Genomic DNA, 18122 nt, shown 5'->3' on the forward strand with positions numbered 1-18122 from the left:
CACTCCTATTTGGTGAAGAATTCGCGGATACTATCTACCACATACTGCTTCATATCTGCAGTCAATTCCGGATAGATGGGAATAGAGAGAACTTGCTTGGCTTTTCGCTCGGAGACGGGCAAATCACCTTCTTTGTAGCCCAATTCTGCAAAGCATTCCTGCAAGTGCAGAGGCAGGGGATAATAGACTGCACAGCCGATGCCTTTCTTTTGTAGATGCGCCATCAGTTCGTCGCGCTGCTGGCATACCAAAGTATATTGATTGTATATGCTTACTGCTTTCTCCGCAATTTTGGGGGTCTTCAATCCGGGAATTCCTTTGAGCTGTTCATCGTAGAAAGCGGCATTTGCCCGGCGTGCACGGCTCCAATCCGCCAAAGCCTCCAGCTTCACCAGGAGCACAGCGGCTTGCAGGGTGTCCAAGCGACTGTTTAGCCCCACCCATTTGTGGAAATACTTGGGATTTTCACCGTGTACGCGCAGTTGTCTGAGGCCGGCGGCCAGTTCATCATCATTGGTGAGACACATGCCGGCATCGCCCATTGCGCCCAGATTCTTGCTGGGGAAGAAGGATAGGGTTCCGATATCACCAAAGGAACAGCTCATCTTGCCATTCCATGTAGCTCCGATGCCCTGAGCGTTGTCTTCGATCACCTTCAGATTGTGCTTTTTGGCAATCTCCATAATGGCGTCCATATCGGAACATTGCCCAAAGAGATGCACAGGCATGATGGCTTTGGTATTCTTTGTAATGGCAGCTTCGATCTTGGAGGGATCCAGGTTGAATGTATCTGGATCGATATCCACAAATACCGGTTTGGCGTTGTTGCGCCAGATCGAGGAAGCGGTGGCAAAGAAGGTGAAAGGAGTGGTGATCACTTCGTCACCATCCCCGATGTTCAAAGCTTTCACTGCCAATACCAGTGCATCGGTTCCGGAAGCGCAGCCGATGGCGTGTTTAATGCCCAGATATTCCTGCATTCTGTTTTCCAGTTCTTTCACCTGAGCGCCCATTATATAGTGATGTTCGCTAAAGACATTATCCAGTTGAGTGCGGATTGCGGGCATCAACGCATCGTATTGGGCATGTAAATCCAGCATAGGTACTTTCATATATTGTAAACTCCTTAATTTGTGAGGGATCTTATCCCGATTAAAATCGTAATAGCAGAAGCGGTAACACCCAAAATGTCTCTGAAATCAGTCCAGAAATTCCGATCCTGTTTATCCGGTACAAAGATAGTGTCTCCGGGGCGCAGCACCACCTTGGAAGATGGTTTCAGCCAGTTTCCGCTATCTCCTCTCAGGATTCGGGTGCCCCAGGTATTGCGGTTGTTTGTGTAGCCACCGGTTTGTTCGATATAGTACTTCCAGTCTTTCCCTTCCACATAGGGCACCAAACCCGGTTGTTTCACCTGTCCGCTCACCCAGATCACGTCCATTTTTGGGGGAATATAGATTTGGTCGCCATCCTGAAGGAGGATGTCTCCTGCTTTGCCTTCCGTAGCCACCAGCTTGGCGATATCAACGGAGTATTTACCCTTTGCCTGACGCAGCTTGATCCTGAGGTAAGAGTATTCAAGAGGAGTCAATTCGGCCATACTGCGGCTTCTGATGCGCTCAAATTCCCGATCCGGCTCCTGATTGTAGGGTTTGTTCAGCACCACGGCGTTATCCAGATCTGCGTTTTCACTCAGACCTCCGGCAAGCTGAATTACTTCCCACAGCGAGGTACTGTCCGAAATCACATACTCTCCGCCGAGAACGAATTCTCCGGATACTGTAACTGCGATCTTTTTGCGGAATTTGTTGTCATAAGGCACCATCACTCTATCGTTGGCCTGCAGTTCCAGATCCCAATATTCTGGTTGTGTTTCCAGGTTTATAGTCTGGTGCTGATAACTCTTACTTTCGGGATCATATTTGCTGAAGCGTAGAGCAGAGAGCCTGCCTCCGGGAACAGGACCCATTGCCATTTGCAGTGCAGTGCGGATTGTATCGCCGGGACGGTATTCCAGCTCCCCGGGAAATCCCACGCTGCCGTTTACATGGATGAGGTTTTCCTTCAGCGGCACATGCACCAGATCGGAATCCCTTAGCAAAGGATTTTGTTCGATGTCGCCGGTACGCATATATGACAGCAGATCATAGGTTTTTTCCACACCATCGCGGATCAGGGTGATGTTTCTAAGGCTTTGATACGCAACATAATTCGGAAAGACCATCTTTGAATCGCTACGCAAGAGCGGGATGGGATTGGTTACTTTTACCACATAGGTCATGTCTTCTTCTTCCTCGTCTTCGGACAGTGCATCCATATCAAGCATGGCTTGCGCAATGACGTCGGAGAGCCGGTCTATGGGCAAAACCTTGTAAGTGCCGGGATAGGACACATATCCAGTAACGGATACGCTGATATAATTGCCCTGAGAGGATATCATCCCAGTGTCTCTGTTTGCAGGCCCAATAGCGCAAAAGCACAATGCCGGCAGGATGAATAACAGGATAAGGAAAGCTTTATTTTTCATAATACTTAATCATGCGGACGATGATGTCTTCCAGATTGTATTTGGGTTCGTAGCCAATGTATTCTTTGATTTTGGTCAGATCGGGCATTCGGTTCATCATATCCTCAAAGCCCTCTTCGAAAGCTGCTTCATAGCTCATGTATTCGATGCGGGACTTGCTGTTGCACATCTGCTTAACCTTTTGCGCCAGATCCTCTATACTGATGGATTCGGTGGTACCCACATTAAAGATCTCGCCTTCGCATTCGGTGCTGTTCATCAGCTTCACAAACGCCCCCACCACGTCCGAAACATCAGCAAAACAGCGCGTCTGCTTGCCCGTGCCATATACCACAATGGGTTGATCCAGGAGTGCCGCTTTCACGAACTTCGGCAAGACCATGCCGTATTGCCCGGTCTGACGCGGTCCAACCGTATTGAAACAGCGTACTATCACCACCGGCAGCTTCTTTTCCCGATAAAACGCCAGCGCCAGGAATTCGTCGATGGCTTTGGAACAGCTATAACCCCAGCGGCTGATGTGAGTAGAGCCCAACAGACGGTCGTCCTGCTCATGGAAAGGAACTTTTTCGCTTTTACCGTAGATTTCGCTAGTGGAAGTGATCAGTGCTTTGGCTTTGTATTTGTTGCACAACTCCAACACGTTATCGGTTCCCACGATGTTTGTCTTCAGCGAGAGCAAAGGGTTTTCTATGATGTATTTCACACCAACAGCGGCTGCCAGATGATACACCTGAGCACATTGGGAGATCAGTTTATCCATCAGTTCGCCATTGAGTATGCTGTCTGTATAAAAGTGAAAACGGGGATTATCCTTGAAGGATTCGATGTTGGCCAGACTGCCGGTTGATAGGTTGTCGATGGCAAACACCTCGTTCCCTTCCGCCAGCAAAAGTTCCGCCAGATGCGATCCAATAAAGCCCGCACCACCAGTGATGAGTATCTTCATTAGCTTCTCCATATGAGATAATTGGATCTGCAAATTTGCAGATCATTAGTGATGGTAACAAGATATATTTCCAGCTATTTTGTCAATGAAAAATACTATGTATTGGACTTATTGTCATTCTGGTTGAGTGCCAGCTTATATCCGATCACGCTATGATCATTCGGAGCATAAGACAACACTCCATACAATTGCTTGCTTTATAAAACGTCAAGATGTTTTATTTACCATAGACCAATTATCCAACCTTTTAGAATGGCAAAGCAAAGTAATACCGGTGTTCAACTCTGGTCTGCCAAACTCCGATATTGCAGAAGCAGCGGAACTGCTTACAGGAAAAAGCCTCTGCCTTTTGTGGAAATGCAATTTGCCACACCAAAGCTGAGCAAAATGAGCATTAACCTGGTATAAACGTGCTGGAGGCACGAGCTACGAATCGGCAGCACCTCCAACTGCAGCGCTGTAGAACCAAGAACTAAGAACTCCCTCTCATCCAAGTAATGCCGATCCAGATATCAAGCCGTTATGAAGCAGTGCTCACCCGATGATAACCCGATGATATCTGCTTCAGCTAGGGATGAAGCACAGGGCAAAAAGAAGCTAGGATCATTGGCAAAGAAATTTGGTGAATCGGTAAAGCTTTGGATTTTAGGATGATGCATATGTCCTATGCAAAAATCGATTTATCGGATGAAGCAATATATCTGCCAGCTTATCATGATATTACTGAAATGCCGTCTTCAGGCACTGTCTATCTGCTTGTTTTTTCGCTGCTTGACAAAAAAACGCCGGAAAGATTTCCTTCCTGAGGAAGCTAAAAGCATGTCTCTAGATTGGTCAAATCTTTGGCGGATAGTAAGAAAGAAAATAATGTGGATAAGATGTGGATAAGTTTTGGTTCAAAACGATTTTTTAAACGGAGCATACCATGTAAGGAATCTTACCACAAGCACTTACGATCACGCTTCCCCGTCAATAGGAGTCTTGCGGCCAATGTGGACAAATAAGAACTTAAAGAGAAAGGATTGACTTATGGATCAGGATATTTGGCAAAACATATTGGATAAGTTGGAACAGAACATCAACGAACAAAGTTTCAAAACTTGGTTTTATGATACAAAGCTTGTAGATATCAGCGATTCGCAGCTTGACATACGTGTTGCCACCCAGTTTAGTGCAAATTATCTCAATCAAAACTACAAGGAAGTACTGTCGGAGATTTCATACAGCCTCTATGGCCGGCGCTATGAGGTCAATTTTATTACGCATCCTTTCCGCAGCCCCTCCGAAAAGAGCGGTTTGCCGGAATACAGTGACAAAAAGGTGAGCCTGAACGCCAAACTGAACGAGCGGTACAATTTTGAAGAGTTTGTGGTGGGGCGCAACAACAACTTTGCCTATTCTGCGGCCAAAGCGGTGGCGGAATCTCCCGGGTTTACCTACAATCCGCTGTTTATATATGGTGAAAGCGGAATGGGTAAGACTCATCTGATGCAGGCGGTGGGCAATTTTGTGATGAAAGAGGGGCGCAATTGCAGTATATATTACACCACTAGTGAGGCTTTCACGAACGAAATGATCGAAGGCATACGGTCAAATAAGATGCCGGATTTTCGGGCTAAATTTCGTAAAGTGGATCTGCTGCTGGTGGACGATATTCACTTCCTGTCCCGCAAAGAGGGCACTCAAGAAGAGTTTTTCCATACTTTTAATGCACTGTTTGACAACCGTAAGCAGATTGTGCTAACCTCGGATCGGCCGCCCAAAGATATTCCGGATTTGGAGAATCGCCTGGTTACCCGCTTTGAAAGCGGACTTTTGGCGGATCTGAAGAATCCTGATTTTGAGACCAGAGTGGCCATCTTGCGCAAAAAAGCCGAGCCGGAAAACATCAATCTTTCCGATGAGGTAATCAACTTCATCGCCGACAAAATAAGCTCTTCCGTTCGCGCTCTGGAAGGCTCTCTGATACGCATTCTGGCGTATGCTTCGTACAATAAACTCAATACTGAGGATATCGATACGGATTTGGTTCAGAACATCCTTGCCGATATGATCAGTGAAGTAAGCCGGGAAATTAGCCTGGATGCCATTACCGATCAGGTGTGCAAAACCTATCAGATAACCCAGGAAATGATCAGGGATAAAAGCCGCAAGAACAGTGTGGTCTTTCCCCGTCAGGTAGCTATGTACTTGGCAAATATGCTGATTCCGTCGCTCTCTTTAAAAGACATTGCCGAGTATTACAATCGTAAAGACCACACCACCGTGATTCATGCTAAGCGAATGATAGACAATCTTTTCAGAGAAGATGGGGAATTCCGCTCGTTAATGGAACTGATGATCAAAAACCTGAGCAGCGGCAGCCGTAAATGACCACTGAATTAGTCCTCAACCCACAAGTACAAGTATCATTCACAGAGTCAATAGGACAGCTCTACGAAGAGTTATCCACAAGTGTGGAAGCTTTGTTGTGGATAAGTGTGGATAACTTGATAAATAAGGCTTTAGCTCAATTTTCTGTGGATAAGCAGTGGATATTCCACGAGACTTATCCACAAGTTATCCACATCTACCCAAGCTTCATAAGTGCCTGCAAACATCCGAGTCTAAAAAAAAGCTTGACCGATTATCTACATATCCACAGAGCCTACTATAACTACTTAATTACAAAATCTATCTTAATTAGGATTATTTAATATGAATAACTCAAGATACCTGATAATAATGCTGGCTGCTGTTTTAGTTTTGCTTTTGGCAGCTTGTACCAGAAAAGACAATCTGACGGGAACCAATTGGTCTGGTATGAATGCCATCAGCTTTATAGACAGCGGAGCGTTGATCTCCGGATACAGCTATCCGGCAGATTCTCTGGCATCGGTATTGGCCAGACGCAAAGCCCTGCTGGTGGGTCGCTGGAATGGTAGTGAGGCTCGCAGTATATTACGCTTTACGGATATTCCCGCAGATAGTGTAATCACGAACTATAGTTCTTTTATCAACCTGAAACTGGATTTGATGCTGGCAAACAGCAGCAAGATCGAGACAAATCCCATAAAACTGAGATTCTACAAGGTAAATGGTAGCTACAACAGCGATCCGTTCCTGATTCCCGACGAGGAATTGGAACTAATCACGCAAAGTGAATACATTGTGCCTGCTACTATCACTTCTTCCGATACTGTGAGCGTAAGCCTGCCCTATAGCCTGCTGCAAGAATGGCAGGCAGATGCGGATTCCACGGGCTTGAACATCGTGGTGGGGGCATCGGATGAAGCCGGATATGGCGACGGCTTTGTGGAAATCCTGCTAAGTACTGCCACCAGCGGTTCCAAACTGAGCTGGGAATATAAGAATAGCGACGAAGAAGAGGAATACAAGAGCTACAGCCTTTTTGCCACCAAAAACGATTATAACCTGATATATGAGGATGCAGATATCGCTGAAGGAATCTGGCGCATCAGCAATTACTGCCCCCAAAGAATCTATGTGGATTTACAGCCGGATATGGGGTTGTTCCAGGATGAAGCCGGATTGCCAATGAGTGTGGAAGAACTGAAGAAAGTGAGCGTCAATAAAGCGGAAATAGTGCTATTTGTAAAGGATACACCCTCTCTGGACAATACCTTCAGCTACAGCTTCAGTACCCTGATGGCGAAAGACCGTCCTGAAGTTCCGCAAGTGATACCAATCACAGAATTGTATGTGCCGGAATATAGCGCGAATATCGTAAACCTCACCGTATCATCGGCGGATTCTGCTGTGGTGGACATCACCCCCATCATCCAGGCCTATGTGTCGCAAAAGAAGTTTCCTGATGGCAGTTTGATCCAGCCCAACGGCATCATTCTGATGAGCAAATATGAACGCAACGACTTTGGCGAGATCGAGTTTTGGCACCCTGCAGACAATGCCACTCCTGCCGAGAAAATGCCCTATATCAGGATCAAATATACACCTCCGTTCCTATGAAGAAAGTCTGGTTTATCTTGCTCCTTTTATCCTTATTGATGGTTTCTTGCCGCAATAAGGAGCAAACGCAGGATGTTTTAGCGGAGGTAAACGGCGAAACGCTAAGCCTCACTGCTTTTAAAGCTACCTTTCCGGAAGGTGAGTGGGAAACCATGGATGCCGTTCAAAAACGGCATTATGTGGAAGACTGGGTGAATCTCACTCTTCTGGCTCAGGAAGCGGAAGCACAAAAACTAACCGAGGATCCCGCCTTGCAAGAGCGCATCGATTATGCTCAGAAAAAAGTGAAGGCAAATGCTTTGATTGCGGATCGGCTGAGCCAGATTCGCATTTCGGAAGATCAGCTCTTTTCTTACTTTCGGGTGCATCAGGCAGAATTTCAAAAGCCGGCGTTAAAATATAGAATTCAACGCATCGGCTTGCCGGATAAACAATCGGCAGAGAAAGTATTGCAGCAGATCAATCAAGGCATGGACTTCGGTGCTGCTCTGCGGAGCTATTCCATCGATCCTCTAAGGGATAATGACGGTATGATGGACTTCGTGGAGTTTTCTTCACCTGATTCACTGTTTTGGTTGAGTGCCAGGGATTTGGCTCCGAATCAAGCGGGATTGCTTACAAAAGACGATAAATGGTACGTAATTCGCTACACAGAGACACAAGAGAGCGATAAAGAAGCCAGCTTTGAAGAACACCGCGCTGAAATCCGCCGTAAAATCCTGCTGGAAAAACAGGAAGAAGTGTATCAGGCACTGCTGCGGGAGATTAAAGCCAAAAACTCTGAAGTATATTACTATTAAAAAAGGAAGATAAATGAAGAAAGCCTTATGGATTGCCGTGCTGCTATGCCTATCACTAAATGTAGGTGCGGAATTGGTGGACAAGATCGTGGCCCGGGTGGGTTCCGAGATCATATTGCTCTCCGAATTGGAGCGCCAAATTGCCCAGATGCGCACAGCAGACATAGCTGAAGACCTGCTTGCTCCCGCTGAAGTGCTGCAGCACATGGTGGATCAACGGATTATGGTGCAAAAGGCGCGTCAGATGGATATCAAAGTAGATACCGACGCCATCAAAAAGCATGCGGAACGCTATGTTCAGCAAATCCGCAGCCAATATCCCAGTGAAGCGGCCTTTCAGGCGGATCTTGCCAAGATGAAGTTTACTCAGCGGGATCTGGAACAATTCTTTGCCGATCAGATCACCGAAAATGTAATGTCCGAACAGCTCATGGAACAGCACATTGCCAAGAAAGTGATGGTGTCCGATGCGGAAATGCTGGAATATTATGAAGCTACGAAAGATAGCATGGCGGTAAAACCTGTATCCTGGAATCTGAGGATGATCCTGCGCGAAGTAAAGGCTTCCGATGAAACCACCACCGCTGCCCTAGCCGAGATCAACTCCCTCAAAGCACAGCTTGAAGGAGGTGCGGATTTTGCAGAATTGGCGTCTACCCAAAGCGATTGCCCCAGTTCTGTGCAAGGGGGGGATCTGGGCTACTTCAAGCGCGGCATGATGGTAAAACCTTTCGAAGACGCAGCCTTTTCCATGAGCATCGGAGAAATCAGCCCGGTGGTGCAAAGCCAGTTTGGTTATCACATCATCAAGGTAACGGACATTCGTGGTGAGGAGATTCGCGCCAGTCACATTCTGAAGACTCTGGAGGCAGGGGAAGCCGATGAAGAGCGTGAAATGACACTGATGCAAAACATCAGGGAACGCATTCTGGCTGGTGACAGCTTTGCCGATCTGGCAGCTCAGTACTCTACTGATCCCGCTTCGGCGAATGATGGCGGAATCATCGGGGAATTTGCCGAAGAGGAATTTCCGGAGCTCTTTGCCGCCCCTATCATGAGCACACCCGTGGGCATACCCACTGAAGTGCTAAAGAATGAAGGACTGATCTACATATTTATGCGGGACAGTGAAATACCCTCTCGTGTATACTCTTTTGAAGAGGTAAAAGACCAGCTCAAAGGCTTCCTGATTAAAACCAAGACCATGGAAGCCTATGAGGAATGGATCGAAGAAGCCAAAAAGGAATCTTTCATAGAAATCAGCTTATGAAGCTTAAACTAGACATCAACACAGTGCTGGCCAGCTTCTTTGGGATCGGCTTTATCCGGTTTGCTCCTGGAAGTTTTTGCAGTGCGGCGGTTTATGGATTATATATGATCCTACCGGACAGCCTGTACAGGGGAAACTGGCTTTTCCTATTTCCCATAGTGATCCTGGTGTTGGCGCTACTCTCGGTGAGAATCTGCCACAATGCGGAACTGATCCTGGGAGAAGATGCCGGCAGCATAGTGTTGGACGAAGTTTGGGGCTATTTTGTGGCCACTATGTTTCTGCCGCATACTTGGCTTATCGGCCTGTATGCCTTTATTTTGTTCAGAGTGTTCGATATCGCCAAGCCGTTTCCCATCTACCGTTCTCAAAAGCTGAAGCGGGGGTGGGGTGTGGTGATCGATGATCTTCTGGCCGGTATCTATGCTAATATCGTAATCCAAATACTAATAAGAATCTATCCAAAGTTCTTTGGAATATAGGAGAAAAAAATGCAATATATCTTGCTACAAGCAAAAGCCGGAGCAGCACAGGGAGGATCGATGGCATCTTCATTGATCTTTTTCGTAGCCCTGTTTGCAATCATGTACTTCTTGATGATCCGCCCCCAACAAAAGCGTCAAAAAGAGATGCAAAAGATGTTGGACAGCCTTCAGGTAAACGACAAAGTGCTAACTTCCAGCGGCATCTACGGTCGCGTGGTGAGCATCAAACCGGATAAGAACATCGTGGTAGTTGAAATTGACGACACAAACAATGTTCGCGTGGATTTCCAGCGTGCCGCAATCGTTCAGATCCTGAATGTAAACACTAATGTGAGCGAAAGTAAGTAAACAATGCCCAAGATACTACCGATCAGGATATTAGGTGATGATATCCTGCGCAGGAAATTGAAGGAAGCAGATCCCAAAGATCCATTCTTGAAAAGCTATCTGCCGGATCTAATCCATACTATGTATGAACGTGACGGCGTTGGACTGGCTTCAAATCAGGTGGGTGTGGATCTGCGTATCTTTGCCATCGACCCATGGTGGGGCAGAGAAGGCAATAAACGCAAGCCCATCGTACTGATAAATCCGGTGATTCACCACATGGAAGGCGATCAGCTCTATGAAGAAGGCTGCATCAGCCTGCCGGATATCTATGCCAATGTGCCCCGTGCCCAAAAGATCAAATACAGCTACACCACTCCCAACGGAGATCATGTGGAAGCGGAAGCGGAAGGATATGAGGCCGTAGTCATCCAACATGAATACGACCATCTAGACGGCATTGTGTTCACGGATAAAATCTCTACTCTGGCAAAACTGAAATTGAAGCGTAAACTACGTGATATAGAAGCCACAGCCAAAGACGGAGTTAATATCCGCATATATGAAGACGAATGAAGATCATCTTTGCCGGCAGTTCAGACTTTGCTATTCCAGCGTTGGAAGAAATAGCCTCCAGCAAGGAGCATAAGATCGTTCTGGCCGTCAGTCAACCTGCAAAACCAAAGGGACGTAAACAAGTAATTGAGGATACTCCGCTGGCGAGAACCGCTCAAAAGCTGGGTATCCCCCTGTTTTGTCCTGAAAACATCAATGAACCGGACAGCATCAGGCGTCTGCAGGAGAGCGGAGCAGAGATGTTGGTTACCGCATCATATGGCGCTTTTTTGGGCAGAACTGTGCGCAATCTATGCCCTTTTGGCGCCATCAATCTACATCCTTCGCTGTTGCCGAAACACCGCGGGCCTTCACCTGTCCGAGCCGCAATCCTGGTGGGAGATACACTGACGGGAAACACTATCTTCAGGCTGGCTGCAAAGATGGATGCCGGGGCGATATTGATGCAGCAGGAGCTGAAGATAATGCCCAACGAAGATCATGGCAATCTGGAGCAAAGATTGGCTTTACTGGCCGCAAAGATGCTTTCGGATTACCTGAACAATCCTGACCGCTATACTCCAAAGGAGCAGGATCATGCTCGCTCTACATACAGCAATCTCCTGGCAAAAGAGGATCTACGCCTGGACTTTTCCCAGCCAGCAGAGCAGATTATGCGCCGCGTCAGGGCCTACGCTCCGGATCCGGGAGCATATATAGTATTCAAAGGCAGGATGCTGAAGATACTGCAAGCGGAGATTAGCGCTAATACTCATGATGCCTCTCCCGGACAGATCACCGGCATCGTACACAACAAAGGATTTTGCCTCTCCACCGCCGATGATGAACTCCTCATATTGCGGGTTCAGGCGGCGGGCAAAAAGCAGATGGACGCCTGGGCATATCATCTGGGCGCGCGTCTGAAAATAGGAGAAAGGATAGAATAATGAAACAATACTATCTGTCTGTAATTAAATTTCCGCTGATGGTCAGCTCAACTCTGTTCATCATCGCGCTGATATTCTTTTCCATAGCTTTGTCCAGCTATTTCAAACTGGGACTCAGCTCATACGAGACGTTGCTTTTTACGATAATCTTTGTCTTATTGGTGATTCTGGTGGCTTCCTGGATTTTGAACCTGATCAGTACGCACAGTCCCATCAAACCGCGCTGGATGTCGATATATGCCAAATGGATGCTGATGCATGTGTTTTACTATATTGCTCTGTTTATGGCCACCATCACCATGCAAAAGAAATCCAGGCTGCAAGAGAGCTTTGTGAATTTTAACAATGAAGTGGTGCTATCCGCAGCAAGGAATGTGAGTCACAAGAACATCCTGCTCTTGGTACCCCATTGTCTGCAGAATTCCGAATGTAATATCCGCATCACCTCAGATATCAATGAATGCGCTTCCTGCGGTAAATGCGATATCACCGAGATTAAGAAGATAGCAGAAAAGTTCAATGTGAAAGCAGCGGTTGCCAGCGGAGGATCATTGGCGCGAAAGATCATCAAAGACGTTAAACCAGATGTGATCGTAGCAGTGGCGTGTCACCATGATCTCAATGAAGGGATTCGTGATGCCTGGCGTTTCTCCACCTACGGAGTGTTGAATGAGCGTCCCAACGGTCCCTGCTTTGAGACTACTGTGAGCCTGAAAACCATAGAGTTTGCAATTCGGAAGTTTCAATGAAAGCATCGCAAATAGTACTATTTGGAATCATCATCCTGATCCTGAATGCCGGGATTACTCTGATCCTGATCAATCAGTTTCAAACCAATCAAGCCGGCGGACACGGTATCTTCAGCGCCCCGGATGTTCCCTGCGACAGCACCGGTATCAGCCGTCAAAACGCCATTACCCGTGCCGTGGCAGATGTGGAACCGGCGGTGGTAAGCGTAAACGTGATCAAAACCCAGATTGTTCGTGGCAGAATGGGAGCTCCCGGTCTTGGCTTTGGCTTCTTCGATTTCTTCGACTTCTTTGGCCCCATGCAGCGCCAGGTTCAATCGCTGGGGAGCGGCGTGATCTATGATCCCGAAGGGCTGATCATTACCAACGCCCATGTGGTGGAAGGCGCTACAGAGATCAAAGTAGTTCTGGCGGACAACCGGGAGTTTGACGCTACTCTGATCGGCCTGGATAAAGAGAACGATGTGGCAAAACTGCGCATCAGAGGTAACAATCTGCCTTATGCCAGACTGGGTAATTCCGATGACATCCTGGTGGGGGAATGGTGCATTGCGCTGGGTAATCCCTATGGTTACGTTATGAACGATGCCAAACCCACCGTGAGCGTGGGTGTGATCTCCGCTTTGGGCAGGAATCTGGATTTTGGCAGTTCGCGGCACTATAACCTAATCCAGACCGATACAGCCATCAATCAGGGCAATAGCGGCGGTCCGCTGGTGAATATCTATGGCGAAGTGATCGGCATCAATACCTTAATTATTTCAGAATCCGGCGGCAATATCGGCTTGGGCTTTGCGCTTCCCGTAAATGCCGTGAAACAGCTTGTGAACGCAATGTAAATCACATTATATCAGTTGAAGGCGGATGCAATTCTGCCTTTTTTGCGTCAGCATTTGGCAGATAATCTACCAAACGGTTCAAAAGCTTTATTCCTCCTCTGGTTTATCGATACTTGAACCTGATATTATCGGGTTATCATCGATTGAACACAGGATGATAACGGCTTGATATCAGCTTCAACACTGCATAGAACAAAGGGAAAGAGGAGAATGATCCAAAAGCTCCCTTCGGTCGCTGTGGCAATTCGTAGATAACCACAGCAAGCCTGATATGACAGCAGCATTGTATTCTGTCCCTATAACTGTAGAATAGCTCTGAGCACGATTTTTAACTAAGTTCATGCGATGGAGTCACATGTGACCATGTAAGATACTGGCAAGCAGGAAGTTATCTAAGACCAAATGAACTCCAAAGCATTATCAAAGGTTAACTCGGATTATCCATATTTATTGAGCACTAGCATCAGCAATTGCGAGGGCAAAAAAACATCCGCATCTTTGCCTCCTACCCCTTGAACACACTTTGCGCTTGACAGATTTTACAGGCTATAGAGATAATGAAAATAAAGTATATTTTCGAAGGAGGTATATGCTTCAGATGAAGGCGATTCGCCCGATAATCAACGCCAAGGTTCTATTGAGCATCCTGCAGCGCAACCGGATGAACAATTTCCGCGCACATATTCCGATCCTGATTGAGAAGAAAAACTTCATTGTGAAAACTGCCGATTGCCGTGAAGAACTGTACGATGCCCTCAAATTGCGTCACGATGTCTTTCTGATGGAACTACTCAAAAGAAAGAAAAGAAGCGGCCTGGATAAAGACCGCTTCGATAAACTCTGTGATCACCTGATAATCATAGATAAACGCAGCAATAACATTATTGGCACCTACCGTATGCAATCTTCGTTACACTCCAAAAAATGGTATACAGCCACCGAATTTCACATGAAACAGATCAAGCGTTTACCAGGTATCAAGCTGGAGCTCGGACGCGCCTGTGTGCATCCGGAACACCGCAACGCAGTAACCATCTCCCTGCTTTGGGAAGGGATCAATGCCTATGTGGAAGCCAGCGGAACAAGTTACCTTTTCGGTTGTTCAAGCATCAAAACCATGGATCGCGACGAGATTGGCAGGATTTACCAATATCTGCTTCAAAGCGGACACCTGAGCAACGAGCATCTGGTACGCCCCAAAGGGAAATTCAAGATCAATGGAATGAAACAAAACTACCGACAATATGACGAAAATTTACTGGGAAACATCGATACCAACATGAAAGAAAAAATACCCTCACTGCTGAATTCCTACTTGAAGGTCGGCGCAAAGGTCTGCGGCTCTCCGGCTTTGGATAAAAGCTTTAAATGCATAGACTTTCTTACTTTGCTGGACATCAAAGATATGCAGCATCAATTCATCCGGAAACCTCGTGATAACTGAAGAATCGTGAAAATCCTGCACTTGCTCCGCCATCTCTATCTGGTGGCCGAATACTTCATCCGGGCCTGGAGCATCAGCATATTATACAAAGACCCCCAGCGACGGCGGCATTGCTGGTGCCGAAACGTGAGCCACAGTGCCAAAAGATTTCAAAAAGCCTTGAATATCAAGGTGAAGCTCTTCAACGAAGAAAGGCTAAAAGAAATGAAGCACAGCTCCTATCTGCTGGTGGCAAATCACTCTTCCTACACGGATATCATCGTGCTGGCCGCTTTGGAAGAACTAGTTTTCATCACTTCGGTGGAGATGGGGAACAATCCGTTTCTAGGTTCCATTACCCGCATGGGGGGCTGCCTCTTCACCAATCGCAAGAATCCCATGAGCCTGAAAGAAGAGATCAAGATATTCAGCGACACCATCGCACAAGGATTCAAAGTTGTCCTCTTCCCTGAGGGAACATCCACCAATGGCAAGGACATCCGCGAATTCCGCAGGTCGTTATTTCAGATAGCGCTGAACGAGAATTGTCCCATATTACCTGTATGTATAAAATATACACATCTGGATGGTGAACCACTCAATGAAAGAAGCCGTGACACAATTGCCTGGTACGGGGACATGAGCTTTGCCCCTCATTTTATGAAGCTCATAGGACACCGTATCGATGCGGAAATTCATTTTTTGGATATAACACACAATCCGGGGGAGAAAACACGTCAGGAGCTGTCAAATAGCGTTTATGAGCAAATGCGAACTTGCTTCCATTCTGGAACGGCAGCTAGTTATACATAAATAATTGTTTGCAAGATAACTTTTAAAAGGAGTTATGATGAAGGATAAAGAGAAAGAAAAATTGCACCTGGGAAAGAAGAATGTGATTCTTCTCGCACTTGCCGGCATCATTCTGGTGCTGGCCTATGTAATTATGTCCTTCAACGAGATCACCATATCACCGGTGCTGTTGTTGATTGCATATGGGATACTTATCCCCTTTGCCCTGTTGTGGAACCCCAAAAAGAAATAGATGCCGCTGCTTAATGAGAGCCAACTGGCTCAGCTAAGTAAATTGCAATTGAGTGCCCGCCAGATCGTAGAGGGCTTTTTGATCGGACTGCACAAATCTCCTTACCACGGCTTCAGTGTGGAATTTGCCGATCATCGTCAATACAATCCTGGTGAATCCCTGAAGAATGTGGATTGGAAGATTGTGGCGCGTACGGGTCGTTACTACGTAAAACGCTATGAAGAAGAGACTAATCTGAGGTGTTACATCTTGCTAGATCACAGCAAATCCATGTTTTACGGCTCCGGAAATGAGACCAAGATGGAATTTGCCAAGCAACTTGCCGCAGCCCTGGCGTGGCTCATGATTGCTCAGAAAGATGCCGCAGGATTATATACTTTCAACGAGCGTATCACCTCCGCTATGGCGCCCAAAGCCTTCAAAAGCTATACGGGGCAGATATTTGCCCAGTTAGTCAAGCTGGAAGCGGGGGAAGGCACGGATATTTACAACGCGCTCATCCAAATAGCAGACAGCATCAAGAAGCGCAGTTTGATTGTGCTGATATCCGACCTGCTGGATGAACCGGAGCGCATCTTACAGACATTCAAACGCTTTCGTAACCACAAGCATGAACTGATAGTATTCCACATCTATGATCCTCAGGAACAGGAGCTTAATTTCAAGCGAGAAACCGAGTTTGTCGATAGCGAAACGGGAGAGAAGATAAGCGTGAATCCCTGGCAGATCAGAAGCGAATACCAGGGCTTGTACAATGACTTTTACCATACCTTAAAAGAGGCTTGTCACCAGATTCAGGTGGAATACAACCCGGTATCCTGCCGTGAGGAAATTGGGAACATGCTCATGAGGTATATGATCAAACGCAAGAGTGGTCTATGATAAAAAGACTTGGCAAGGAAATGATCACACTAAAGGTATTTGAAGCTATCCGGTATATCTCATATCATCCCGATCCGGATTTAACAGGGCTTTTGCGGGAAGCGATGGATACAGAAGAGAGTGAGATCGCCAGAGATGTCCTGAGCGCTATCCTGGAGAACCATCGTTTGGCTCCACAGAAGAATATTCCTCTATGTCAGGATACCGGAACAACGGTGGTATTTGCTCAATTGGGAATTGATGTTCACTTGGAGGAGCCGTTGCGGGAGTCCATCGATCGCGCAGTGATCCGGGCACAGAGTGAATTACCCCTTCGTGCCAGCATGGTGATGGATCCCTATGTGCAGCGACGCAATAGCGGCAATAATGCTCCTGCAATTATCCACATACAAAGCGTTCCCGGAGATACTCTGAGACTGCAGATCTGTCAGAAAGGTGGAGGAGCGGAGAACATGAGTTTTATGAAGATGCTCAATCCCGGAGCTGATCATACAGAGATAGCGGCATATGTATCCCAGAAAGTGATAGAGGCGGGTTCAAAACCTTGTCCGCCGCTGATCCTGGGGATTGGTATAGGGGGGAACTTTGAAACTGCTCCGCTCCTGGCTAAGCAGGCGTTGCTGGAACCTCTGGGACGAGAGCACCCACAGCGCGATTATGCTGAACTGGAACGAGAGATCAGGAACAGGGTGAATGCTGAAGGATGCGGAGTGCAGGGTTTTGGCGGCAATCATACCGTACTGGCGGTTCATATACTCAGTGCGCCCTGTCACATTGCCTCTTTGCCGGTTGCGGTGAATGTGGAGTGCCATGCCCACCGGCACATCAGTGTGGAGTTGTAATGCGAGAAATCAAGTTATCTTTACCGATCAGGGTTGAGCAGATCAGGGAGTTGAAGAGGAATGACAAGATATTGCTTTCCGGTGATATCTACACTGCCCGTGATTTAGCGCACAAGCGCTTTATGGCGATGATCGAAAGAGGGGAGAGTTTGCCGGTTTGTTTGGCTGAAACGGCTATCTTTTACTGTGGGCCAAGTCCCGCAGGAGCTGGGCAAATATGCGGAGCAGTGGGACCAACTACGAGCTACCGGATGGATCGTTATGTACAGCGGATGCTGGAGCAAGGATTACGGATTATGATCGGTAAGGGTGACAGAAGTGAGGATACTGAGAGATTGATCCGTGAGTATGGAGCATTGTATTTGACCTGTGTGGGGGGGATATCTGCCGTACTCAATCAACATATTGTTTCATGTGAAACATATCTGTGGCCGGAACTGGGTGCGGAAGGCGTTTATCATATGGTGGTAAGAGACCTACCTTGTTACGTGGCAATTGTTTAGAATGCATTTG

The 18122-nt window shown here is 47.0% G+C and carries 20 protein-coding genes; 17 read left to right on the forward strand and 3 right to left on the reverse strand.

Annotation, left to right across the window (positions count from 1 at the left end; genetic code table 11):
• Positions 1-5: 5 nt before the first annotated feature.
• The 3 genes from PHF32_00530 to PHF32_00540 are packed head-to-tail and all read right to left on the reverse strand — an operon-like array spanning position 6 to position 3476.
• The gene (locus PHF32_00530) at positions 6-1112 is read right to left on the reverse strand and encodes a DegT/DnrJ/EryC1/StrS family aminotransferase (protein MDD4559216.1); all 1107 of its coding nucleotides are present in this window, start codon (positions 1110-1112) and stop codon (positions 6-8) included.
• A 14-nt stretch (positions 1113-1126) separates the two neighbouring features.
• Positions 1127-2527, reverse strand: coding sequence for an SLBB domain-containing protein (locus tag PHF32_00535; protein MDD4559217.1), 1401 nt, complete (start codon positions 2525-2527; stop codon positions 1127-1129).
• The gene (locus tag PHF32_00540; GenBank protein ID MDD4559218.1) at positions 2517-3476 is read right to left on the reverse strand and encodes a GDP-mannose 4,6-dehydratase; all 960 of its coding nucleotides are present in this window, start codon (positions 3474-3476) and stop codon (positions 2517-2519) included. The genes PHF32_00535 and PHF32_00540 overlap by 11 nt, the downstream gene beginning before the upstream one ends.
• Positions 3477-4135: 659 nt before the next feature.
• Here PHF32_00540 and PHF32_00545 point away from each other — a divergent pair.
• From PHF32_00545 to PHF32_00625, 17 genes are all read left to right on the forward strand, one after another.
• The gene (locus PHF32_00545; GenBank protein MDD4559219.1) at positions 4136-4282 is read left to right on the forward strand and encodes a hypothetical protein; all 147 of its coding nucleotides are present in this window, start codon (positions 4136-4138) and stop codon (positions 4280-4282) included.
• A 223-nt stretch (positions 4283-4505) separates the two neighbouring features.
• Entirely contained in the window at positions 4506-5849 is a 1344-nt protein-coding gene (gene dnaA, locus PHF32_00550) for a chromosomal replication initiator protein DnaA (GenBank protein ID MDD4559220.1), read from the forward strand.
• 324 nt (positions 5850-6173) lie between these two features.
• On the forward strand, positions 6174-7445 hold the full coding sequence (locus PHF32_00555; protein MDD4559221.1) for a hypothetical protein: 1272 nt from the start codon (positions 6174-6176) through the stop codon (positions 7443-7445).
• The gene (locus PHF32_00560; protein ID MDD4559222.1) at positions 7442-8245 is read left to right on the forward strand and encodes a hypothetical protein; all 804 of its coding nucleotides are present in this window, start codon (positions 7442-7444) and stop codon (positions 8243-8245) included. The genes PHF32_00555 and PHF32_00560 overlap by 4 nt, the downstream gene beginning before the upstream one ends.
• 13 nt (positions 8246-8258) lie before the next feature.
• The gene (locus tag PHF32_00565; GenBank protein ID MDD4559223.1) at positions 8259-9515 is read left to right on the forward strand and encodes a peptidylprolyl isomerase; all 1257 of its coding nucleotides are present in this window, start codon (positions 8259-8261) and stop codon (positions 9513-9515) included.
• The gene (locus tag PHF32_00570; protein MDD4559224.1) at positions 9512-9997 is read left to right on the forward strand and encodes a phosphatidylglycerophosphatase A; all 486 of its coding nucleotides are present in this window, start codon (positions 9512-9514) and stop codon (positions 9995-9997) included. Before PHF32_00565 ends, PHF32_00570 begins: the two co-directional genes overlap by 4 nt.
• Before the next feature lie 9 nt (positions 9998-10006).
• Positions 10007-10348 carry a preprotein translocase subunit YajC gene (gene yajC, locus PHF32_00575; protein ID MDD4559225.1) on the forward strand — a complete coding sequence of 114 codons (342 nt, stop codon included), beginning with the start codon at positions 10007-10009 and terminating at the stop codon, positions 10346-10348.
• 3 nt (positions 10349-10351) lie between these two features.
• Entirely contained in the window at positions 10352-10903 is a 552-nt protein-coding gene (def, locus tag PHF32_00580; protein ID MDD4559226.1) for a peptide deformylase, read from the forward strand.
• A complete protein-coding gene (gene fmt, locus PHF32_00585) occupies positions 10900-11829 on the forward strand; it encodes a methionyl-tRNA formyltransferase (GenBank protein MDD4559227.1) in 930 nt (309 codons plus the stop codon). The genes def and fmt overlap by 4 nt, the downstream gene beginning before the upstream one ends.
• A complete protein-coding gene (locus PHF32_00590) occupies positions 11829-12578 on the forward strand; it encodes a DUF116 domain-containing protein (GenBank protein ID MDD4559228.1) in 750 nt (249 codons plus the stop codon). Before fmt ends, PHF32_00590 begins: the two co-directional genes overlap by 1 nt.
• Positions 12575-13417, forward strand: a complete 843-nt coding sequence (locus tag PHF32_00595) for a trypsin-like peptidase domain-containing protein (protein MDD4559229.1) — start codon at positions 12575-12577, stop codon at positions 13415-13417. Before PHF32_00590 ends, PHF32_00595 begins: the two co-directional genes overlap by 4 nt.
• A gap of 598 nt (positions 13418-14015) precedes the next feature.
• A complete protein-coding gene (locus tag PHF32_00600) occupies positions 14016-14861 on the forward strand; it encodes a GNAT family N-acetyltransferase (GenBank protein ID MDD4559230.1) in 846 nt (281 codons plus the stop codon).
• A gap of 6 nt (positions 14862-14867) precedes the next feature.
• The gene (locus tag PHF32_00605) at positions 14868-15653 is read left to right on the forward strand and encodes a lysophospholipid acyltransferase family protein (GenBank protein MDD4559231.1); all 786 of its coding nucleotides are present in this window, start codon (positions 14868-14870) and stop codon (positions 15651-15653) included.
• Positions 15654-15690: 37 nt separating this feature from the next.
• Complete coding sequence (locus tag PHF32_00610) at positions 15691-15885, forward strand: hypothetical protein (protein MDD4559232.1); 195 nt, start codon at positions 15691-15693, stop codon at positions 15883-15885.
• The gene (locus PHF32_00615; protein ID MDD4559233.1) at positions 15886-16767 is read left to right on the forward strand and encodes a DUF58 domain-containing protein; all 882 of its coding nucleotides are present in this window, start codon (positions 15886-15888) and stop codon (positions 16765-16767) included.
• Positions 16764-17609 (forward strand): fumarate hydratase, encoded by an 846-nt coding sequence (locus PHF32_00620; GenBank protein MDD4559234.1) that lies wholly within the window; start codon positions 16764-16766, stop codon positions 17607-17609. Before PHF32_00615 ends, PHF32_00620 begins: the two co-directional genes overlap by 4 nt.
• A complete protein-coding gene (locus PHF32_00625; GenBank protein ID MDD4559235.1) occupies positions 17609-18112 on the forward strand; it encodes a fumarate hydratase C-terminal domain-containing protein in 504 nt (167 codons plus the stop codon). The genes PHF32_00620 and PHF32_00625 overlap by 1 nt, the downstream gene beginning before the upstream one ends.
• Positions 18113-18122: the final 10 nt, after the last annotated feature.

The organism is Candidatus Cloacimonadota bacterium (assembly GCA_028706475.1).
Classification (GTDB): Bacteria; Cloacimonadota; Cloacimonadia; order Cloacimonadales; family Cloacimonadaceae; genus UBA5456.